The 22,598-nt window shown below is 51.7% G+C and carries 18 protein-coding genes; 9 read left to right on the forward strand and 9 right to left on the reverse strand.

What is annotated here, in order from left to right; translation table 11 throughout:
• The 6 genes from ACYZZ0_RS20350 to ACYZZ0_RS20375 all read left to right on the forward strand — a co-directional run.
• A partial coding sequence (locus tag ACYZZ0_RS20350) for an Ig-like domain-containing protein (RefSeq protein ID WP_461538499.1) occupies window positions 1–2,232 on the forward strand: 2,232 nt, incomplete at its 5' end.
• Between the two features lie 107 nt (window positions 2,233–2,339).
• Window positions 2,340–3,860 carry a TolC family protein gene (locus ACYZZ0_RS20355; RefSeq protein ID WP_461538500.1) on the forward strand — a complete coding sequence of 507 codons (1,521 nt, stop codon included), beginning with the start codon at window positions 2,340–2,342 and terminating at the stop codon, window positions 3,858–3,860.
• A gap of 10 nt (window positions 3,861–3,870) precedes the next feature.
• A complete protein-coding gene (locus tag ACYZZ0_RS20360; protein WP_461538501.1) occupies window positions 3,871–4,734 on the forward strand; it encodes an efflux RND transporter periplasmic adaptor subunit in 864 nt (287 codons plus the stop codon).
• Window positions 4,731–6,059, forward strand: a complete 1,329-nt coding sequence (locus tag ACYZZ0_RS20365; RefSeq protein WP_461538502.1) for an efflux RND transporter periplasmic adaptor subunit — start codon at window positions 4,731–4,733, stop codon at window positions 6,057–6,059. The genes ACYZZ0_RS20360 and ACYZZ0_RS20365 overlap by 4 nt, the downstream gene beginning before the upstream one ends.
• A 3-nt stretch (window positions 6,060–6,062) precedes the next feature.
• Window positions 6,063–8,159 (forward strand): HlyD family efflux transporter periplasmic adaptor subunit, encoded by a 2,097-nt coding sequence (locus tag ACYZZ0_RS20370; protein ID WP_461538503.1) that lies wholly within the window; start codon window positions 6,063–6,065, stop codon window positions 8,157–8,159.
• A gap of 147 nt (window positions 8,160–8,306) precedes the next feature.
• The gene (locus ACYZZ0_RS20375; protein WP_461538504.1) at window positions 8,307–8,753 is read left to right on the forward strand and encodes a hypothetical protein; all 447 of its coding nucleotides are present in this window, start codon (window positions 8,307–8,309) and stop codon (window positions 8,751–8,753) included.
• Window positions 8,754–8,781: 28 nt separating this feature from the next.
• Here the strand turns inward: ACYZZ0_RS20375 and ACYZZ0_RS20380 are convergent, their stop codons facing one another.
• From ACYZZ0_RS20380 to ACYZZ0_RS20390, 3 genes are all read right to left on the reverse strand, one after another.
• The gene (locus ACYZZ0_RS20380) at window positions 8,782–9,090 is read right to left on the reverse strand and encodes an NGG1p interacting factor NIF3 (RefSeq protein ID WP_461538505.1); all 309 of its coding nucleotides are present in this window, start codon (window positions 9,088–9,090) and stop codon (window positions 8,782–8,784) included.
• Window positions 9,091–9,199: 109 nt separating this feature from the next.
• Window positions 9,200–12,334: an efflux RND transporter permease subunit gene (locus ACYZZ0_RS20385; RefSeq protein WP_461538506.1), complete on the reverse strand. Its 3,135-nt coding sequence runs from the start codon at window positions 12,332–12,334 to the stop codon at window positions 9,200–9,202.
• Between the two features lie 9 nt (window positions 12,335–12,343).
• A complete protein-coding gene (locus tag ACYZZ0_RS20390; protein ID WP_461538507.1) occupies window positions 12,344–13,600 on the reverse strand; it encodes an efflux RND transporter periplasmic adaptor subunit in 1,257 nt (418 codons plus the stop codon).
• A 271-nt stretch (window positions 13,601–13,871) separates the two neighbouring features.
• Between ACYZZ0_RS20390 and ACYZZ0_RS20395 the strand changes: the two genes are divergently transcribed.
• Both ACYZZ0_RS20395 and ACYZZ0_RS20400 read left to right on the forward strand, forming a co-directional pair.
• A complete protein-coding gene (locus ACYZZ0_RS20395) occupies window positions 13,872–14,591 on the forward strand; it encodes a response regulator (protein ID WP_461538508.1) in 720 nt (239 codons plus the stop codon).
• A gap of 106 nt (window positions 14,592–14,697) precedes the next feature.
• Complete coding sequence (locus tag ACYZZ0_RS20400) at window positions 14,698–16,149, forward strand: ATP-binding protein (RefSeq protein ID WP_461538509.1); 1,452 nt, start codon at window positions 14,698–14,700, stop codon at window positions 16,147–16,149.
• 59 nt (window positions 16,150–16,208) lie between these two features.
• Here ACYZZ0_RS20400 and ACYZZ0_RS20405 read toward each other — a convergent pair whose 3' ends face one another.
• The 6 genes from ACYZZ0_RS20405 to ACYZZ0_RS20430 all read right to left on the reverse strand — a co-directional run bounded on the left by ACYZZ0_RS20405 (window position 16,209) and on the right by ACYZZ0_RS20430 (window position 21,272).
• Window positions 16,209–17,270 (reverse strand): class I SAM-dependent methyltransferase, encoded by a 1,062-nt coding sequence (locus tag ACYZZ0_RS20405; RefSeq protein WP_461538510.1) that lies wholly within the window; start codon window positions 17,268–17,270, stop codon window positions 16,209–16,211.
• 131 nt (window positions 17,271–17,401) lie between these two features.
• Entirely contained in the window at window positions 17,402–18,142 is a 741-nt protein-coding gene (locus ACYZZ0_RS20410) for a YciK family oxidoreductase (protein WP_461538511.1), read from the reverse strand.
• A gap of 53 nt (window positions 18,143–18,195) precedes the next feature.
• Entirely contained in the window at window positions 18,196–18,981 is a 786-nt protein-coding gene (locus ACYZZ0_RS20415; protein ID WP_461538512.1) for an HAD family hydrolase, read from the reverse strand.
• Between the two features lie 27 nt (window positions 18,982–19,008).
• Window positions 19,009–19,755, reverse strand: coding sequence for a bifunctional 2-polyprenyl-6-hydroxyphenol methylase/3-demethylubiquinol 3-O-methyltransferase UbiG (gene ubiG, locus ACYZZ0_RS20420; RefSeq protein ID WP_461538513.1), 747 nt, complete (start codon window positions 19,753–19,755; stop codon window positions 19,009–19,011).
• A gap of 243 nt (window positions 19,756–19,998) precedes the next feature.
• Window positions 19,999–20,304, reverse strand: coding sequence for a YebG family protein (locus ACYZZ0_RS20425; protein ID WP_461538514.1), 306 nt, complete (start codon window positions 20,302–20,304; stop codon window positions 19,999–20,001).
• A 122-nt stretch (window positions 20,305–20,426) separates the two neighbouring features.
• A complete protein-coding gene (locus ACYZZ0_RS20430; protein WP_461538515.1) occupies window positions 20,427–21,272 on the reverse strand; it encodes a transporter substrate-binding domain-containing protein in 846 nt (281 codons plus the stop codon).
• Between the two features lie 305 nt (window positions 21,273–21,577).
• On the opposite strand from ACYZZ0_RS20430, the gene ACYZZ0_RS20435 reads away from it, so the two are divergent.
• Window positions 21,578–22,555: a DMT family transporter gene (locus tag ACYZZ0_RS20435; RefSeq protein ID WP_461538516.1), complete on the forward strand. Its 978-nt coding sequence runs from the start codon at window positions 21,578–21,580 to the stop codon at window positions 22,553–22,555.
• Window positions 22,556–22,598: the final 43 nt, after the last annotated feature.

Below are 22,598 nucleotides of genomic sequence, written 5' to 3' on the forward strand. Positions count from 1 at the left end.
CTCAATAATAATCATCCGGCGGTACAGGCACTGGCCCAGGGTCAGACCCTGACCGATCGATTCAGCTATACCGTCAGCGACGGGCAGGGCGGTACGGCAACCGCCACCTTGGTGATTACGGTTAACGGTACCAACGATACACCGGATGCAGTTGCCGACAGCAATCTCACCAACGAAGATATCGCGATCACCAAAGACAACAGTGGCTCGGTGCTCACTAACGACACTGATATCGATAACAATGCCACCCAAGCGGTATCCAAAGTCACCAACGCAAGCGGAGATACCGCCGCACCGGGAGAAACGATCCGCGGCAGTAGTGGTGGTCGCTTTACCCTGCATGAAGACGGTACCTATGACTTCGATCCGGGCAATGACTTTCAGGATCTGCAACAGGGTGAACAGCGCACGACAGAGATTGAGTACACCGTCACCGATGAACACGGTGCGACCTCAACGGCAAAACTGGTGATTACGGTCGGTGGGGTGAATGATGCACCGACCGCCGGTGATCTGACTGACCAGACGCACAACGATGGTGATACCGTCAATATCGATCTGAGCGGTCGTTTCAGTGATGTGGATACTTCTGACAAGCTGACCTATTCACTGGCTGATGGTTCCGATGCCTTGCCGCAGGGCCTGACTCTGAATGCCGATGGTACACTTACCGGCACCATTGATCGCAATGCCTCTCAGGTGAATGGTGGCCAGTACAGCATTACGGTTCGAGCCAGTGATGGTCAGGGCGGGCATGTTGATCAGACCTTTAGCTGGACCGTTAACAACCCAGCGCCTGAAGCGCTAGATAATCAGGCCGTAGTGAATGAAGGTAATCCGGGGCAGGTATCTGAAACCAGTGGTAATGTGATTACCGATTCGGAAGGACAAGACTCTGATCAGGATGGAGATACCTTGACCCTGACCGATAGTGGTGTCCGTTCCGGTGAATATGGCCAGCTTATTCTGAACAGTGATGGCAGCTATCGCTATATTCTCAATAATAATGATCCGAGGGTGGCATCGCTGGGGCAGGGCCAGACCCTGACAGAAACCTTCTCCTATTCAATCAGTGATGGGAACGGCGGGGTTGCCACTGCCTCCCTGACAGTGACGGTTCAGGGTGTCAATGATCCCGTCGTGGCAACAGATAATTCCGGTGCTGTCAGAGAAGATATCAATACAGAAACCGCGGGGAATGTCATTACCGACGACAATGGTAGTGGTGTTGATTCAGATACTGATCAGAATGATCAACTGACTGTTATTGGTATTGGTGGACAGACAGGAAATACCGGACAGGTTGTTCAGGGTGAATATGGTCAGCTGATCATTAGTGCCGACGGCAGTTATCGCTATATTCTTGATAACTCCAGTGGCAAAGTACAGGCACTGGGCAGTACCGAATATGCTCAGGATACCTTCACCTATACCGTATCAGATGGCAAAGGCAGTACGGCAACCGCAACATTGGTAATTAATGTGCAGGGGCTGGATGAAGCCAATATCCCGGTAGAACCTGAGCCGGATACACTGCCTATTAACCGGCCTCATATACCTGACAGTCAAACCGGTGACAGTGGCAGTGCACCACCGCTGTTCCAGCTGCCTGTGACAGGGGATCGCGATGATCTGTTTGCGGGTATCCTGGGTGACCCGAGAATCAATCCTGTTCGCCTGACTGTGCAACTGAAAGACCGCGTACTGACAGAAGATATAACTGTTTTCAGTTTGCCGGTCGATGCATTTGAACACTCCGAACCCTTCCACCCTATCCGCATGGAAGCCACTCTGCCGGATGGATCTCCGCTGCCTGACTATATTTATTTCAACGCTTCTGAAGGGACATTTTCTGTTGATGTTGCAGATGCTCTGCATCAGGGAGTAGAGAGCGTTGATATCCGGATTGCAGGTAAGGACCTGCAGGGCAATGAAGCGGCCTCAACATTTAATCTGACGTTTGCCGAGACTGTGCAGGATCAGGGCGACCTGCAGTTGGCAGAATCACCTGAAGATCAGTCAGAGTCGGAGGCAGATGATACTCCGGCGGGTGTTACAACCAGTCAGGCTGAGACTGAAGCAGAGCGCACAGAAACAGATCAGCGCTCGGCAATGAATGGCAATGAATCGTTTGCCGAGCAGCTGGCGAAGGTCTCCGGTAATAACTTTGCCAAACAGCGGGATGACTTGCTGTCTGCTTTGCTTGATACGACATCGATACATAAAAGTTGAATTAACCAGAAATAAACGGGTCCGGGATGCTGTTGAAATGTTTCGCATGCAGCATCCCTGTTGCCCGGTATAACAGACAACACAGATACATTAAGTAAGGTAGTTTAATGTTAAGCCTTAAAAAGACGCTGACAGCATCGGTCTGCTGTACTTTTCTTGCTGGCTGCGCCGTAACACCGAAGCCTATTGATCCCGCTCAGCGTTCGTTAAAAGCCAAAGCGGATACGGAATTGATTTTTGCTTCTCAGGAGCCGCTGGGTGAATCCCTGAGCCTGACTGAAGCGATGGCCAGAGCGCTTAAATACAATCTGGATAACCGTGTTCAGCTTATGGAACAGGCTCTTTCTCATCAGAACTTTGAATTGGTGAAGATGGATATGTTGCCGGTGTTATCGGCCTCCGGCGGATACAATCATCGAAATAATATCAATGGTTCCAGTAGCTATTCCATTAAATCCGGCAGGGAGTCGCTGGAACCTTCTACCTCTCAGGAGTCCGAGCGTACCAGTGCCGATCTGAAATTCAGCTGGAATGCGTTGGATTTTGGGGTCAGCTATCTACAGGCCCAGCAGGAAGCAGACCGTTTTCTAATTGCCAAAAATACCCGTCGCAAAGTGATGCTGCGACTGTTGCAGCAGACCCGGGCCATTTACTGGCGGGCCAGTGCCATGCAGCAGCTTGGGAATGATATTGATGTTTTGCTGAGCCTGGCTCAGAAAGCCTCTGAACGACTGCAGGTCATTCGCAAACAACAGTTGCAGCCACCCCTTTCAACCTTGCAGGAACAACGTTTGCTGCTGGAGACGGTGCAAGAACTGGAGAGCATGAAGCAGTCAGTCAATGCGGCTCAGGTTGAGCTGGCGACAATGATCAATGTGCCGCCGGGCACCCGAATCAAACTGCAGTTTCCGCGAAAGCTGAATGGCCTGCCCAGCGTGCCTGCAAATCTGGAGGTGCTTGAATATCTGGCGCTGGAAAACTCAATGGATTATTCCACCCAGATGTATAACGCACGTATCGATCAGTTGGAAACACGCAAAGCCTTGTTGCGCCTGTTGCCGGGTATCGAGTTTTCTTATGCCGGAATGTACGACAGTAACAAATATCTCTATAACCAGGGCTGGGCTGAGGCTGGCGTCAGAATTTCATGGGACATATTCAGACTGTTTTCCAAAGATGAAATTGAAGCCCAGGGAGAGGCTCGCCAGCAACTGACCGAAACCCGCAGGATGGCGGTACAGATGGGGATTATTGCCCAGACGCATCTGGCTTGGCAGCACTATAAAAACAGTGCGACCCGTTATGGTCGTGCGTCTGAAGTACACGGTATTGATGAGGAAATTGCCCGGCTGACGCGTCAGGGACGCCAGAACAGGGCGGTTTCCGAACTGGATGAGATCCAGAATGATGCCAAGGCGCTGCGCTCGGCAATGGCTCGACTCTTATCCTACGCTGAAGCACAGGATGCCTACGGCAGCCTGCTTTTTTCCCTGAGCTTGAATCCGGTGCCGGAAGATTATCAGCTGCAATCAGTAGCTCAAATCAGCCAGCACCTGACAGAAACTTTCGGCAGCTGGGAGTCGGGTGAAATGCCGGCACTGGCTATGACTGTATCTGCTTCAAACTGATACCAAAGCTATGAAAATCAATAGCCTATTTCAGCGACTGGCTCGCTTGCCGGTAAAAAGCCTGTCAGTAAAGAGCCTGCTGGTAGCAAGCCAGCTGGTTGTTGCCAGTATGTATGTGCAAGCTGAAAACGAGCTTGAATCCCTGCTGCCGGTTGAAGCAGAAAGCTTTACCGGTGAAGGGATTCGCGGCCAGCTAAGGCCAACGCACTACACGACATTGGCTGCCGCTATGACCGGCATTTTGCTTGAGGTATCGGGCAGACCGGGCAATGAAATCAAAAAAGGTGAGCTGCTGGCCCGGTTTGATTGTCGGGAAAACTTTGCCGAGCGGGATGTAGCTACGGCCCGTCGTGATGGCGCCAAAGCCAAGTTTGATGTTAACAGCAGACTGGCCAAACTGGGCAATATCAGTGAACTGGAACTGGAAATCAGCCGCACTGAATACGCTATGGCAACCAGTGAAATAAAACTACTGAATGCCCGCCTGAGCCACTGTGAATTGCGGGCGCCATTTTCAGGGCAGCTGACCAGCCGGCAGGTACAACCCTATCAGTTTGTCTCAATGGGTGATCCCATGTTTGAGCTGATTGATACCTCCAGCCTTGAAGTGGAAATGTTGATTCCTTCGCGGGAGCTACACCGCTATCAACCTGGTACCCGAATCCAGCTGACACTCGATGAAACCGGTGAACGGGTATCGGCTCGGGTCGACCGGGTTATCGGTAGTATTGATCCCGTCAGCCAGACGGTGCGCGCGATTGGCCGGCTGGAGCAACATAGTGGCCGGTTATTACCAGGCATGAGTGGCACTATTGATTTGTTGCATTCCGGTTCGCTGAAACCTGACCAGCAAAGCAAGGCGGCTGCAGAATGAGTGAAACAGAGCAACTGTTGCAGCAGCTGGCAAGTTTGCTGACCCTGCAGCAGAAAGTACGTCGTGCTGATAGCACATCAGCTCTGGGCCAGTGTCTGGTGAATGAAACGCGCCACATTGTCAGCTATCGCTCGGCGCTATTGTTTCACCACAATCAGATACAGCAGGTTTCCGGTTTGCCTGAGCCTGTGCGGGATGCGCCGTTTACCCAGTGGGCCAGAAGACTGTGTCAGTACTTGCAGCAACAGGAGGGAGAAAAAATTCAGCCCGTTGATGTTAATGGTTTACCGGCTGAATATCAGGAAGACTGGGCAGAGTTTTTCCCTGCCAACTGCCTGTGGCTGCCGCTGAAAAATGGTGCAGGGGCGGTGCAGGGTTATCTGTTTCTGGCCAGAGCTGAAGTCTGGAACAAGCAGGAACTCAATCTGCTACAACATCTGGCCGAAACTGCAGCTCATGCCCTGCAAGCATTGGAGTTAACACCAAAGCTGAAACTCCAGCCTAAAGCTTCACGTCGGGGGCTTATCGCCGGAGCTGCAGCATTGGTCGTCATTCTGCTGTTAATGCTACCGGTCAACCAGACTGCACTGGCTCCGGCAGAAATTGTGGCGAGAAATAATGACACGATTACAGCACCGCTCGATGGTGTGATTGGCGAAGTCGTGGTGCAACCCAACCAGTGGGTCGAAACCGGTGATGTATTGCTGAAGCTGGATAACCGGGCGTTGCTGGCACGGCTGGATGTTGCGATTCAGGCTTTGAAAATAGCCCAGGCTGAATACAAACGTGCCCAGCAGGCCAGTACCGGCTACCGCCAGAACCAGACCCCGCTGCCGGTATTACAGACCCGGATTGATCAAAGTGCAGCAGAGGTTCATTACCTTCAGTCGCAATTGCAGCGGGTCGAGATCCGTTCTGAAAACGAAGGTGTGGTGATTCTGGATGATCCGGAAGCATTGGAAGGGCGCCCGGTCAGGGTAGGGGAGCGGCTAATGGTTGTGGCTGATCCGGCTTCTGCGGAGATTGAATTCTGGTTGCCGGTAGCAAACAGTATGCCGTTACCGGATAACGCCGAAGTAGAACTGTTCCTGAATGTTAATCCGGGTCATGCACTGGATGGTACTCTGCGAAATACCAACTATCAGGCGCAGCTATCTCCCGAGAACATCCTGGCATTTCGGGGGCGGGCTGAACTGAAGGAAACAGAAGATATACCCAGATTGGGCTGGCGCGGTACCGCCAAAATTCTGGGTAATGATGTACCGCTCTATTACTACCTGTTCAGTCGACCCTATGCTGCTGTACGGCAATGGCTGGGTGTTTAAGTTGTGTTTGATCAAGCACCTGCCATTCCGGTTTTAAGAGATGATCTGAACCTGATGCCGGGAGAGGCGGATCCGGATGGTTCACCCATATGGCTGCTGCAGGATCCGTTAAGTAACCGTTTTTTCAGGTTGGGTGAAATAGAACTGGCTATTGTTGCAGCACTGGGCGCCGGTGCTCCGGAGCAGATTGCAGCACAGGTGACCTGGGAAAGGCAGCAACCTGTCAGCACGGAAAATGTTGAAGAAGTTATCGCCTTTGTCCGGGCCAATAATCTCGCCCAGGCCGATCCGGAACAAATTAAAAGGTATCAGCAGTATCAGGCTGCCAAGCCCGGCATTCTGTCACGAATGCTGAAGACTTATCTCTTTATACGAATTCCTCTGTTCCGGCCGGATCGTTTCCTTTCAACAACATTGCCATGGGTTCGCTGGCTGGGATCCTGGCCGGTTATAGCCATTTTGATCCTAAGTGCTTTTGCTGGCCTGATTCTAGTGACTCAGCGGTTTGACCAGTTTCTGACAACCTTCCAGCATTTTTTTAGCTGGAAAGGTATTGTCGCCTATGCCCTGACACTGTTTGCCATCAAGATGCTGCATGAATTGGGGCATGCCTATGTCGCTAAAGCCAAAGGGTGTCGTGTTCCGGTGCTGGGGGTTGCTTTTCTGGTGGGTTGGCCGGTGTTGTATACCGACACCAGTGAAGCCTGGAAACTGACAGAGCGACGAAGTCGAATGGCCATTGGCGCTGCCGGAGTAGCAACCGAACTGGGAATTGCGGCTATTGCCGTGTTGTTATGGAATCTGGCATCGGAAGGAATCTGGAAAAGTATTTTCTTTCTGTTGGCGACTACGACCTGGCTGATGAGTGTACTGGTCAATTTTAATCCGATGATGCGTTTTGATGGTTATTATTTGCTGTCGGACTGGTTGCGCACACCTAACCTTGAGCCTCGGGCCTTTGCCATGACCCGGTGGTGGTTAAGGGAAAAAATGTTTGGTTTGGGAGAAGAACCGCCTGAACCGCCGCGTACCTATTTTATTGTTCACTCGTTTTGTATCTGGGTTTACCGCTTTTTTCTGTTTCTGGGGATTGCGGTACTGGTGTACTCGTTCTTTATCAAGGTTCTGGGTATCTTTCTGTTTCTGGTGGAAATTGTTTACTTCATTATGCGACCCGTATGGAATGAAATGCGCCGGTGGTGGCAGCGCCGAAACCTTTTCAGCTGGAACCTGCTAACAATCAGAACACTGTTGCTGGCTTTCCTTGTAATTGCGCTTGTTGCTATTCCCTGGCGTAACAGTATTACCCTGACAGCCTGGCTGCAGGGACGGTATATCACGGTTTTTGCACCTCAGTCGGGGCAATTGGCAAGTTCATTACCTGAATGGGGTGAAGTAGCGGAAGAAGGTGCATTATTAACGCGTCTCAGTGCTCCGAAGCTGGAGCAGGAGTTGCAGGATGCCAGGGAAAAACTGGCAGAACTGGCGCAGCAGGTGAGAGCGCAGGATTTTGATGTGGAGATGCGAGAGCGGGCCCTGGTGGTTAAAACCGAGCTGGCTACCCAGTTAAGCCGGGTACGTAGCTTGCAGCGACAGCTTGATTCACTGCAGGTTTATGCGCCTGCCAATGGTCAGATTATTGATGTCTCTCGCGCATTAAGAATCAATGACTGGGTTAGTGCTGGCGAGCCATTATTCAGTCTGGTCGATAGATCTAATATTGAGCTGGAAGCGTATCTTGAAGAGTCGGATCTATGGCAATTGAGTCAGGGCATGGAGGGCTGGTTTTACCCTGAAAATCCTGGTTATCAGCCTTTCAGAGTCAGGGTTGATGAAATTGAATCAGGTGCTTTGAGAGAGCTCAAGACACCTTATCCTGCTTCTGTTTTTGGTGGTGGACTCGCTGTAAAGCAGACCGAAGGTAATGTGATGGTGCCGGTGATGGGAACCTACCGGGTATTTCTGCAGCCGCTTTCGCCACTGCAACTACCGGACACAGTAATCAGGGGGAATGTGGTCATTGAAGGCCGGGCTGAAAGTTATCTGTCGGTTTGGTGGCACAAGGCTGAAACAATTCTGTGGCGTGAATCCGGCTTCTGATCAGGGCTTGGCTATACTGCATCGGGTATGACTGCTCTGATCTTATTCTTGTCCTTTTGCTTGATGGTTTCTTCGATAGCTTTCTCGATCGCTATCTCGATCGTTTTCTAAATAGTCAATTAACCCTGCCTACAGGATCCTCCGGTCATGAAGCTTAACTGGTTAGCAAGAACCTGCTGTTCTCATTTCCTGGTAACAACCCGAGTTGTTGTTCTGACAAGTGGTCTGGTTGTATCAGCTGTCACCGTAGCTGCATCCTCAACAGACACCTCTCCTGTAGAAAAAATGATGTCAATGCCGGCAGAGGAACGTGCCGGACATATCACCGATGCCATGACGAGTATCCTGTCACTGACGGATATTCAGAAAAAAGAGGTCAATGCCATCAACCTGCGCTATGCCCGTGAGGCAGGGAGCTTGATGGATTCATCCGGTACACGAAGTGAGAAGGCTCAGAAAATTCAGGCGATGATGCAGCGTAAGGATTCAGAGCTTAAAAAGATACTGACACCGGAGCAGGATAAGATCTGGCAAGACTATCGGGCAAAAATGCAGAGTAAAATGCACGAAAGAATGATGGAGATGGGGGGCTGAATAATAACCCGCTGTATTCCTGGACCTGTCAGGACAAGACGGGCCAGATTTGATAAGCAGGCTCTTCATAGGGGTGGGCCTGCTTCAGGGCCTTGATAACCTGTTGTTGATATTGCTCCTGAAAGAATGTTTCTACCTTGTACTCTTCGACAACTTCTACCTTGCCCTTTTCGCCAATAAAGGGATTGCTGCCACTCAGGGCCTGAAACTGACCGTGGCCCGGGGTTTGCCAGCAACTGCATTCATAATCCTGATAGCGTCCGGCTCCAGCTGCAAACACTGCATTTTTTACTTCTTCCAGATGTGTTGTCGGAACAGTGAAACAAAGCAGTAGCATGGCAATTCCATTATTGAGTTAATTGATTGTTATAACGTGCCTTATTTGATCCTTTAGATAAGGCAGAAGTTCCAGCTATGTCCTTGTTGGGCAAGTTTTTTTGTGAATGTCATTCAGTGGTGCTTTCCGCTCGGCTGCCAGCTGCGGCAGGATTCAATTTTTCCCGCCATTGCTGAATCAGTGAATACAGTACCGGGGTAAACAGGGTGCCGAAGATCGTTGCGGCCAGCATACCGTACATAACAGTTGTACCCAGTGACTGGCGGGATGCAGCGCCCGGTCCGGTAGCTACAACCAGAGGCATGGTGCCCAGAATAAAAGACAGGGCTGTCATGATGACGGCGCGAAATCTCAGCTGGGCTGCTTTATGGGCGGCCTCCTTGATGCCGATACCTTGTTGCCGCTGTGCCATGGCAAATTCAACAATAAGTATCGAGGTTTTGGCGCAGATACCAATCAGCAATACCAGCCCCACCTGGGCATAAATATCATTGACCCGACCCAGAGCCAGTAATGCCGTCAATGCGCCGCAGGCGGCAATGGGAACTGATGCAATGACTGAAAACGGAATATTCCAGCTTTCATACTGGGCAACCAGAAACAGATAAACAAACAGAAGTGCCAGCCCGAACAGCAAGGGTGCAAGGTTGCCGGCTTCAATTTCCTGGCGGGACTGGCCTGCCCATTCATAGCTGTAACCATCAGGTAGTTCCGATGCCAGCTGAGCCATCGCGGCAATAGCTTCACCGGAGCTATGGCCGGGAGAGGCACTGCCATTAATTGATGCTGAACGGTACAGGTTAAAGTGGGTCAGGCTGGTCGGGCCCAGAATCGGTGTCAGGGTTGCAAAGGTAGCCAGCGGCACCATTTCATTACTGCTGTTACGGACATAGAAGTATTGCAGGTCTGAAGGCTCGGCCCGGAATCGGCTTTCAGCCTGAATAATGACCTGATAGATGCGGGAGTACTTATTGAAATCGTTGATATAAAGCGATCCCAGCTGTGCCTGAAGGGTGAGAAATACATCCGACAGGTTAACGCCCATGGCTTTCACCTTACTGCGGTCAACTTCCAGAAAATACTGGGGAACATTAGCCCGAAAGGTACCAAATACCCGACTCAGATCCGGGTCCTGATTAGCCTTGTAAATCAGACCATTCATGACCTGAGACAGCTCTTGGGGTGATCGTCCCTGAGTATCCTGCAGTTTGAATTCGAACCCGCCGGCTGTACCAAGTCCGGGAATCGGCGGCATTTCAAAAACCATAATCTGGGCATCAGGCTGTACCCATAGTTTACCCTGTAGCCTTTGAGATATAGCCTCTATACTTGTATCGGGTGTCGTACGCTGATCCCAGTCATCCAGCACAACAATACCAAAGCCGTTATTGGAACCGTTACCACTGAACAGACTGAAGCCTGTAATAGCGATGAACTCCGCTACACCCTTTTCTTGGCGAACGATGGGGGATATTTTCTGGAACACATCATCGGTACGGTTAATGGAAGCTGCATCTGGCAGCTGTACATCCATAAACAGAAAGCCCTGATCCTCGTTGGGTACAAAACCTGTAGGCACGGCTTTCAGCAACCATACCGAACTGCTGATCAGGATCAGAAACAGAATGCCCATGACCCCAGCACGTCGCAGCATCATGCCGACAAGTGTTGTGTATCCGCCCGTCAGTTTGGTAATGGCAACTTCAACCGGCTTCAGCAAGCCGACCTGACCACTATTCCCCGGTTTGAGGAATGTGGCGCACAATGCTGGACTGAGTGTCAGGGCATTGATAGATGAAATACAGACAGCAACCGCAATGGTTACCGAAAACTGTTTATACAGTTCCCCGGTAATGCCCGGCATGAAACCTACCGGAACAAAGACCGCCAGAAGTACCAGGGTGGTTGCAATAACCGGTCCGATAACTTCCTTCATGGCATCTTTGGTCGCGGTGACCGGGTCCTTTCCCAGCGTCGTAATATGCCTTTCAACATTTTCGATGACGACAATTGCATCATCGACCACGACGCCGATCGCCAGTACCAGCCCAAACAGGGTTATGGTATTAATCGAGTAGCCCATGACTTTCATAATGGCGAAAGTACCAATCAGGGACACAGGAATAGCGAGTGTGGGAATCAGCGTTGCCCGCCAGTTTTGCAGGAACAGAAAAACCACCAGAATAACCAGGAAAACGGCCTGAAACAGGGTGGTTCTGACTTCAGCAATCGAGCGCTTGATAAATTTGGTCGTATCGTAAGGTATGTTGTAAACCATGTTATCCGGCAGCGCTTTTGCCAGATGGTCCATCTCGGCATAAACCGCATCGGCTACCTGGGTCGCATTGGCAGAAGGCAGCTGGTAAATAACAATAAAGGCAGTCGGTTTATCATTTCGTTTCGCGTCACCTCCGTATGACTTGGATCCCAGCTCGACTCTTGCGATATCGCGGAGTCTGACAAATGAACCATCAGGGCGGGCCCGAATAATAATGTTGTCAAATTCCTCGGCGTTAACCAGACGACCCTGGGTCTGTATGGTGTATTCAAACTGCTGGTCAGGCAGTACCGGGCCCTGTCCAAGCTTTCCTGCAGCTACAATAATATTCTGCTCCTGCAGAGCCTGCTGAACATCAGAGACCGCGATGCCAAGTGCGGTCATCCGTCTTGGATTCAGCCAGATGCGCATGCTGTAGGTCTGCTCACCCATAACCTGAACCTTGGCGACACCCGGCAGGCGTGCCAACGGCTCGGTAATATAGTTGGTGGCATAGTTGCTCAGGAATTTGGCATCCAGGCTGCCGTCAGTTGCATAGAGACTGATACCCAGCAACATATTGCTGGATTCCTTATTGACAGTAATTCCCTGACTGCGCACTTCTGCCGGCAGTTTGGGGCTGGCCTGGGATACCCGGTTCTGAACATTGACCTGGGCAATATCATCGTTGATGCCATTCTCAAAGGTGACAGTAATACTGGCGCCACCATCATTGGAGGCGGTTGAGGCCATGTAAAGCATGCCCTCAACCCCGTTAACCTGCTCTTCTATCGGACGGATGACAGACTCTTCAACGGCCTTGGCACTGGCACCTGGATATACAGCGGAAATCGAAACTGTGGGTGGTGCCAGTTCCGGATACATATTAACCGGAAGGGTCAACATACAGATCAGGCCGGCCAGAGTAATAACAATTGAAATGACAAAAGCGAACTTGGGCCGGTTAATGAAAAACTGACTGAACATGACAGATCCTCATCCGTTGGCCGACTCATTGGCGGGCTTCGGCGAATTGTCAGGAGGAGTGTCGGATGAGTTATTGGTGTCGGGCTTTTTCTCTGATGCTTCTTCAGGGGGAATAATGGCACCGGTAACCGGATCAACTTTCCGCTCAACCGGTGTCACAGTGCCGCCGCTCTGTACTTTTTGCAGGCCTTCCACAATGATGCGCTCGCCGGACTTAAGACCACCCTTGACGACCCACATCGGACCAATGCGTCTTCCCAGCTCAAGGAAGCGAGTGCTGACTTTATTATCTGCTTCAACAACCAGTACAAAACGTCCCTGTTGGTTTTCCTGTACAGCAGCCTGGGGAATAAGGGGACTGGGTGTTTTATCCTGTGACTCGGCAATCAGGGTGACATACATGCCGGGAAACAGAATACCATCAGGGTTGGGAAATTCGGCGCGAAGATTAACGGTACCTGTAGTTTCATCCACTTTGGTGTCAGCAAAGTTGAAAGTGCCTTTCTGTTTGTATGCTGCCCCGTTAGGCAGTCGCAGATTCAGGTTGAACTCTTTACTTTTCTTCTGATCCCTTTCACCTTCTTCCAGATGATAGTTGACCAGCTCTTTCTCATTGATCTGGAAGTTGACGTACATCGGATCCACGCTGGACAGCCTCGCCAGCGGCTCACTGGAAGCATTAACCAGATTGCCGATACTGTAACGCTCCTTGCCGATGACGCCGGCAAAGGGGGCAGTGATCCGGGTATAACCAAGATTGATTCGAGCCGTCTCCACGGCCGCTTCCGCTGCTGCAACGGAGGCTTTAGCTTGATCAAAGTCGCTGCTCAGTTTGTCGAGATCTGATTGACTGATATAGCCTTTGGGCTGTAACTCCTTGCCACGCTTTAGATCATGTATAGCCTTGGTTTCTGCTGCACGGTTGCGGCTGAGTTCAGCTTCTGCGCTGCTCAGGGCGGCTTCAAATGATGCCGGGTCAAGTTCGAACAACAGTTGTCCCTTGTGTACTGTTTCGCCTTCTACAAACCCCCGGTGGGTCAGATAACCTTCAACTCGTGCTCGCAGGTCAACTTCTTCGACCGCTTCGGTGCGGGCAACAAATTCCTTGTGCTCGCCAACGGGCGTGTTTTCGATTTCAGTGACAATGACGGAAGGAGGAGGTGGCGCGGCCTGCTGTGGTGTTTCATCTGAACAACCGGAAACCAGCATGGCAAGGCAGATAAACACCGGCCCTATCAGGGATACCCTGAAACCTGTGGCTGACACGTTATTGCTCCTGAAGGCACAGCAAGGCAGTAACGTTAGAGAATTGATCCTGATCCACAATTCGTCAATGTGGAATACACCATATCTGACGAGAGGACACACAGATTACATAATCTTTACACGCTGCTGCTGCACACTACATTTGACATTCGGTAGACTTCATCGTCCATATCGATTGGTTTTAACTGTGCGGTGCCGTGTAGCCTGCATGGCGTGCTTTTTGTCCTGCCTGGCCGGTAAGCCATCGATGAAACCATGGAAGTTGTACGTTATGACTGAAATTGCGACCCGCATCCTGCTTGTTGATGATGACATTGAACTGTGTGAACTGCTGAAAGAGTACCTTTCCATTGAAGGTTATGATGTCACAGCCGTTCATGATGGCCGTTCCGGTGTAGAAGCTGCGCTTAGTGGTGAATTCCAGCTGGTATTGCTGGATGTGACCCTGCCGGCGCTAAACGGTTTTGAAGTGTTGCGGGAGATTCGGCGCGAGACTCAGCTTCCGGTATTGATGTTGACCGCACGTGGCGATGATGTGGATCGGATTGTCGGACTCGAAATCGGTGCTGATGATTACCTGCCCAAGCCGTATCACAGTCGTGAGCTAGTGGCCCGGATCAAGGCTATTCTGCGTCGTGCCGGCAGCCAGTCTGCCGAAGCCAGCCCGGATCGTGGCGGCATGCTGAAAGTGGGTGATCTGGAACTGAATCTGGCCAATCGTGAAGTTTATGTCGATGGCGAACAGGCTCAACTGACTGCAACCGAGTTTCTGGTGCTCAAGGCGCTGGTGGAAAGTGCCGGCCAGCTGATCAGCCGTGAAGATCTGACCCAGACTGCACTTAACCGACGACTGGCGCCGTTCGATCGTGCAATCGATATGCATGTCAGTAATGTGCGCAAAAAAATCAGTAAGCGAAGTGATGGTGGGCCACGTATCAAAACTGTGCGCGGTGCAGGTTATTTTTATACGGCTGGTGAACAGTCGGAGTAACCCGCCTTTAATACATGATGAAGATGTAGCTGTTCCTGCTTCAGGTTTCTGCCGGGAGTGGCAGCTGTTTCTTCCGCTCTGCTGTTGAGAGAGTTCTTGTCGCCCGATGTTAAAGTCTTTTTTCCACTGGTTTCAGCAACGTACACGTCACCGTCTGTTCTGGAAGGTGTTTCTCTGGATCTGGCTGATTACATTTGTTCAGGTCTGGGTTATCACTCTGAACCTGCTGGCCTGGGTTGATTCTTCCGAGTATGCACCCGAGCGGGAGGCTATCTTTCAGGAACTCACCAAGGCGGTAGGGTTGCTGGAAGCAAAGTGTATCACCCTGCAGGGGTTGGAAGAATCGAAGCTGGCTCCCCAGTGTGTCAAGGACTTGCATCTTCCCGGTGGCCAGCTGTTTGTAATGGATCACCAGGGCGGCGTTCTTGGCGGTGTGGCTTCATCCAGTCTGCTGCGGTTGTATCGGGATAGTCAGGAAGACAGTCATCCTCTGATCCGTTCCAATCTATGGGAAGTCTTGGCAGGACCTTCCCGGGTTGCCGTCGGCAGCAGTGAATATCTGGTATTTGTCGCTTTTGAACGGCCGCAGATCTTTATCAATCGTTTTCACCGGGCGTTTCTTAACAACCCCTATGGCTTTACCGGCAGTTTTCTTATTGGTCTGATTCTGTGTGTATTGCTGTCGGCTTATCTGGTGTCGCCTATTCGTCGGTTGCAGGCAGCTTCCAGACGACTGGCGCGGGGTAACTTTGATACCAGTGTCGGGATGTCGGTACTGGAGCGCAATGATGAATTCGGCGATCTTGGTCGTGATTTTGACCGTATGGCATCTCAGCTGAACATGTTGCAGGGCTATAAAGAACGACTGCTTCGGGATGTATCCCATGAATTGCGTACGCCTTTAACTCGACTGCAGCTATCGCTTGCGCTGGCCAGAAAGAAAGGTGGTGAAACTGTTCAGGTCGAGCATGACCGGATCGAGAAAGAAGCCAACCGCCTGAACCATATGGTGGGGCAGATCATCCAGTGGTCACGGATGGAAAATGTGGTGCAGATGACCCCGGAGGTATTCTCACTGGATCAACTGCTGAAACGACTGGTTGAAGACGGCCGCTTTGAAGCGGAAGCTAACGGCAAGTCGGTTGAGCTGACCCGTCTGGACAGCTTTGACATCAAGGGTGGTAGCAGTTGGCTTGGTAGTGCCATTGAAAACTGCCTGCGGAACTGTATCCGTTTTTCACCAGAAGGCACCAGTGTCCGGGTTGCCCTGACGGTATCCAAGGAAACCCTGGATGAGCAGGCTGTACTGACCATTCGTGACCAAGGGCCGGGTGTCAGTGAAGAAGGTCTGGCACATTTGTTTGAGCCATTCTACCGGGCCGACAATAACAACGGACAGAGTAATGGTAGTGGTCTGGGGCTGGCGATTGCGGCCCGGGCTGTGGAGTATCACGGTGGTACGATCAGAGCCCGAAATGCATCACCGGGTCTGGAGTTTCGGATTCAGCTGCCATCCAATGGCGTCGATAGCAGAACCCGGACGATGATAACCTTTTGATGTCGTTTTGAAGCCGTCAGGCACGCAAATCCTGTTTTGCGTGCCTGATGCAATTGCTCTCAGGGCGTAGCTTCAAGAATCATATTGGTAGCTGTGTCCATAACCTTGCGAACTGTTGAGAAACCGGCTTCTTTTAATATGCCGGTGAGTCGCGCTTCTCCAGCCTGTGCTCCCAGCCCAAGTCCCACCTCTTGGGCACGGGAAGCAGGTATACAAACCATAGTAGAAAAACTGTAATACAGACCGGACAGGGTATTCAGGTTTTCTTTCAGACTGTCACCCGCCAGTGGCTCCACAACCATCAGCTTGCCATCCGTTTTGAGCGCCTGAAGCATATGCCGGGCAGCACCAACCGGATCTCCCATATCGTGCAAGGCATCAAAAATACAAATCAGATCATAGTCTTTGCCTGAAAATTGTTTGGCCGGACTGACTTCAAACTCAATATTACCCAAACCTGCCTCTTGAGCCCGCTGACGAGCGGTTGCTATGGATGGCTCAAAGAAATCAGCGCCGAGTACCGTGGAGTTTGGATAATGCTCGGCCAATAAAAGACTGGTTGTGCCCTGACCGCAGCCGATATCAGCGATACGGGCACCGGCCTTCAGTCGTGTCTCAATTCCGTCAAGTGAAGGAATCCAGTTGGATACAAGGTTGGCAGCATAGCTGGGGCGGAAAAACCGATCGACACCACAAAAACAGCATTCATGATGTTCTCCCCAGGGGCGGCCCCTGCCTGAACGAAAAACGTCCAGTGCCGTATCATGAGTGGCATATTGGGACACAATAGACTGAAAGAAGCCCTGCATGCAGGCGAGTCCGCCTTCATCGGCAAAAATTGCAGCCTGCTCCGGACTGAGCTGAAACTCGTCGGTTTCCGGGTTGTAATCGATATATTCAAATGCGGCATTAGCAGAAAGCCATTCGCGCAGGTATCTGGGCTCAAGCCCGGTATGGTTTGCCAGAGTGGAATGTGAGCACGGGCCATGCTGCTCAAGCGCCCGGTATACGCCGGCCTGATCACCAAGGTAGGCCATCAGAACCCCCATGGCGCCGCCGACATTATCGAGTAGTTTGGCTTGCAACCCTTCCAGCCTGGCCTGATCGATCGGATTACTCACGTTCTATGCTCCACTGCTGCTTTTGATTAGAACCTGAAGTAAATGGCTCACAACAGGTTTGTAAGCGAACAGTGTAGATCAGGGCGGAAGGGTTGCTTTCAGGCGGCTTTACTACTGGCCGCTAAGGGCTTCTACTGCGCGTTAAAGGCTTCGCCATTAACACCCTTGCTATCCGGTCCCATCAGATACATGTAGACCGGCATAATTTCGTCAGGTGTCGGCAGTGTGCCCGGGTTTTCTGCCGGGAAAGCTGACGCGCGCATCGCCGTGCGGGTGGCGCCGGGGTTAATGCTGTTGACTCGTACCGGACTGACACCTTCTTCTTCATCCGCCAGTACCTGCATCATGCCTTCAACGGCGAACTTGGAAACAGAGTAGGCACCCCAGTGAGCTCGACCCTTGCGGCCAACGCTGGATGAAGTAAAGATGACTGAGGCATCCTCACTCAGGCGCAGCAGTGGCAACAAAGCCCGGGTCATGAAAAAGTTGGAATTTACATTTACCTGCATCACTTGCATCCACTTTTCCGGATCATAGTGAGCTATCGGGGTGATGGTTCCCAGTTGTCCGGCGTTCAGCAGCAGTCCGTCCAGTCGACCGAAATTTTGCTCGATATTGGCGCCCATCTCTTCATAATCTTCAGGTGTGGCACCCTGCAGATCCATCGGATAAATCGCAGGCTGGGGGCCACCGGCTGCTTCGATAGCATCGTAAGTCTGCTCCAGCTGCTCGATATTACGGCCGGTCAGAATAACGGTGGCACCGGCTTTGGCGTAGTTAACCGCTGCACTGCGACCAATACCGCTGCCGGCACCGGTGACCAGAATAATACGACCTTTCAGCAGGTCAGGTGACGCTTGATAGTCAAACATACTTTTTCAAAACTCTTGTGAGAACTCTTTTGAGAGCTATTCTCGAATGATGATCAATTTTGGGATTCAGATAGGGTTACAGTAGTTTCCTTTCCGGAAAGCACCCACCCCTGTTGTTCAAACCAGGGCAGCAGCCCACTGTCGTTTTCTATATGCTGGTGTGCCGGCCAGTCATAAGGATTGATTCCCGGAGCAAGATAACCATAATGGACGGCAATGGTCAGCATACCGGCATTGAGCCCGGCTTCAACATCACGCAGATGATCACCAATATAAACACAGTTTTCCGGCTTGCAGCCTAGTCGTTCAGCGGCAATCAGCAGACCTTCAGGGTCAGGCTTGGATTGCTGCACATGATCCGGACAAATCAGTACTTGGCTGGCCTGGAGTCGCTGTAACCGATGCATTAATCCCAGGGTATGACGCTCCGGCTTGTTGGTGACGATGCCCCACTGAATACCGCGAGCTTCCAGCTGTTCCAGCAAAGGTCCCAAGCCGGGATAAATATCTACATTGTCGTTAGTATTGCCAGTCAGGTGCTGGTCGTAACGATCAAGGAATTCATTGCGCAGGTTTTCCAGTTCGATCCCGGGTTCCAGCTCAAAGCCGAGACCAATCAGAGTACGGGATCCGGCAGAAACATGACGCCGAATCACATCTGGGTCCAGTTCCGGGCGATTATAGTCCCGCAACTGCTGGTTCAATACGAGGACAAAGTCATCGGCGGTATCCACCAGCGTGCCATCCAGATCGAATAGAACGGCTTCTATCGGGCGAGGCTCATCCATTAGCAATTCCCTGTTGTGATTATGAGCACGGGTAACTGCGGGTGACATCATACGGCAGTTACCCGAACGGTCTTGTTATTATTCTGCGGGACGTGTGGCATAGGCAAGATAGTTTACGTCAGTATCCCGTCCGAGCTTGTATTGCCCGGTGATCGGGTTGTAAGTCATGCCGGTCAGATCATGCAGCTGCATTCCGGTTCCCCGGATCCAGCGGGACAGCTCTGACGGACGGATAAACTTGTCGTAGTCGTGGGTGCCCTTTGGCAGCATTTTCAGAATGTATTCTGCGCCGGCAATTGCCAGCAGCCAGGCTTTGGGGTTGCGGTTGATAGTGGACATAAAGACCTGACCACCCGGTTTTACCAGAGTGAACAGGGATCGGATGATGGATTCCGGATCGGGAACGTGCTCCAGCATCTCCAGACAGGTCACTACGTCGTAACTGCCGGGCTCTTCTTCAGCCAGCTGTTCAGCGGTAATACGGCGGTAGTTAACCTCCACACCACTTTCGAGGCTGTGCAGCCTAGCGACATTGAGAGGGGCTTCACCCATATCAATACCGGTAACTTCTGCACCACGACGGGCCATGGATTCGGACAGAATGCCACCACCACAGCCCACATCCAGTACTTTTTTACCAGCCAGTCCGGCTCGCTCATCGATATAGTTCAGGCGCAGCGGGTTAATGGCATGCAGGGGCTTGAATTCGCTGTTGGGATCCCACCACCGGCTGGCAAGCGCCTCGAATTTAGCGACTTCGGCACCATCAACATTCTGGTGCTGGTGTTCCGGCTCCTGCTGCCGTCCATCGGAGGATTTTGTCATGGAATTCTGTGCTTTTATCTTCTGATCTGTCGTGTGCCCGGAAAAGTCTGAATTTCAGTTATCTTCTGCCGTTCGGGGCCGCTTTTGATATGTTGCGATTATACCGGTGGATGGCAGGGGCTCAAGGGATTGAGGTCAATAGAGCGAAGGAGGATGAACAGAGGGTATTACGAAGGGAATAGAAAAGGGGCGGGAGAGACCCGCCCCTGAAGATGAAGAGGCTTATTTGCTCGCAGTAGCGACTTAGCTCACGGCAGACAGTTCTGCAGATTCAGCTTCCTCTTCTGCTTCTTCCGGACGTGAATCCAGCAGATTGGTCAGCAGTTCCGGCTTGCCCTTGCAGGCTTTGGCCAGGGTGTCGGCATTTTTGGCCAGCAGCAGGCCAATGGCTTCGCCCTGCTTGTCGGATACATCTTCCAGGCTGACGGTGATCAGTTCACTGATGGCATCGGCCAGTTCCAGAGTCTGATCCCAGGCTTCGGCTTCTTTTTTGGTCGCAAACACTTTTCCGTCCCGTTCCACGCGCCAGAGAGGCGTAATCATTCCCATCAAGTATCTCCAGTTCTGACACTACTGTAATGACTGTATTTATATACAGTATGCCAGCAGACTCGCATCTGCTCAAGGTTGTTCAGGAAATGGGCGGTTTGCAACAGGTCTTTAAGGGGGCTTTATTCGTCAGCTCCGTTTGCTGTCCATTTCTTAACAATGGCCCGGGCTTCCGGGGTTTGCAGCCAGCTGTTAACCGCCTTCAAGAGTGCCGGGCTGGAGCGTTCCAGCATATATACCTTTTCAGTACGGTTGAAAGGGTTGGCTGCATTAACCGGGCAAAGGCCACTGCCTTTTCGTTGCCAGTAGATGGCTTCAATCCGGTCGGTAACCATGATATCTGCCCGCTTCTGCAGCAGCCACTGGAAGGGCTGGGCATTATCTTCAGTTATATTGATCGCAGCGTCCGGCAACCATTTGCGCGCCAGCTTTTCATTGGTACCGCCGGGGTTTTCAACCACTTTGTAATGACTGCCGTTAAAAGCTTCCAATAGTTGCTCGGTAGTTTTGTCTTTCAGCTGTGCTGCATCTTCACAGCGCATCAGGGCGACCTTGCCATCTTCATAAACGGTGTCGGTCAGGGAGAAGTAGAGTGCGCGCTGTTCGGTGCGGGATACACCTCCCATTGCGATATCGAACTTGCTTGCACCCATATCGTCGGACAGGGTTGGCCAGCTGGTATCTACAAATTCCACGGTAATCGTCTTGTTGGCCTCTCTGGATAGAAACTGCCCCAGAGAGTGAGCCATATCGATTGCCATACCTTCATAGCTGCCATCCGGCTGCTTCTTGGTCAGGGGGGCATAATCACCGGTTGTTCCCACACGAAGGGCTCCAGCCTTGATAATGGCTTCCATATCCCTGGCCTGTATCTGTGAGGACAGGACCAGTGCGATGATCAGCCAGCTAATAAGGCTGACAGGGTTCAGGGATGCGGTATGGCGTGTCTGACAAGGGAAGCTGTTCATTATTATCCTCGCTTTGTTGATTTCAGATATTTCCCGACACTCAGACCATTTTATTGGGTAATGGTTGCGGTTTGGCTGTGGCTGTCAGCGCTGTGAGGTAAGACTTTTGGAGCATTGCGCCAGTTGCCTGCTTTTGAAAATGTACCTGCGTTGTAGAAAAAGCCTATTCAATCGGGAACTTGGCTGAGCTTAAGCTATCGAAGCAAGACAGACTTGGGTGATATGCGGGATTGGTATCGATTCAAGCGTATGGGTAGTCCGTATCTGGTCTAGGAAGTAGTAGGTCAAAAAAGGAGGTAGGGGCCATGCTGAAAGGGACTGAATGGCCGGGAGTTATCTGCGCGATAATGGCTGGAGCCTTATGGGGTTCTATCTTTGTAGTACCTGAAATGCTGCCTGGGTTTACTGCCGCTGAGGTGGCATTGGGCCGTTATCTGGTATACGGCATGGCATCTGTACTGGTGCTGGCATGTCGTTCTGAAGTGCTGCGCTGGTTGCACTGGCGTGATTATCTCACTGTATTTCTGCTGGGTCTCTCCGGTAATGTGGTCTTTTACCTATTGGTGGTTACCGGTGTCGAGCTGGCCGGTGCCGAGCTGGCAGCCCTGTTCTCCGGTGTGGTTCCGGTGACCCTGACTGTGGCCGGTAACCGTCGTGACCGCTGCCTGATCTGGCGTCAGCTGGTACTGCCGCTGGGGCTGATTCTGGCCGGACTGGGGATGATGCATGGCTGCAAGATGCAGCATGTACTGCACTGTGAAAGTGAACAGATTCTCTGGGGGATGCTGGTGCTGGTACTGGGCGTTGCCTGCTGGACTTGGTATGCGCTGAAAAATGCCGAATTTATCCTGTCCCGACCGGAACTACGCACCAGTCATCTGGTTGCCCTTACCGGTCTTGGAACGCTGGCCGGAGTGCTGGTAACAGCCCCGATACTTTATTTTACCGGTCATGGCCCCTGGGCCTTGCTGGCAACCGAGCATACTTCTTCGGAATGGATGTTATTTGCTGCTGCCATGCTGTTTCTGGGGCTACTGGCAACCTGGATACCGATGGCTCTTTGGAACCGTGCCGGCCGCTTGCTTCCGGTTACCCTGATGGGGCAGTTGGTGGTGATGGAAAGCATCTTTGGCTTGTTATATGCCTTGTTGCTGCAGGGACGCTGGCCTGATCTGAATGAGCTGTTAGCGGTTTCCTTACTGGCTGCCGGTGTTGTGTTGTGTGTTCGTCGTTATCAGCAGGCCCGGTTGATGGCCAGTTGCGATAATCGGGCAACGGCGTAAATGTGGTTATAATCGTGCTGCCAGTGATGGCAGCACGATTGCC

The sequence above is a fragment of the Spongorhabdus nitratireducens genome, from assembly GCA_947387575.1.
Lineage (GTDB): Bacteria > Pseudomonadota > Gammaproteobacteria > Pseudomonadales > Endozoicomonadaceae > CANDOC01.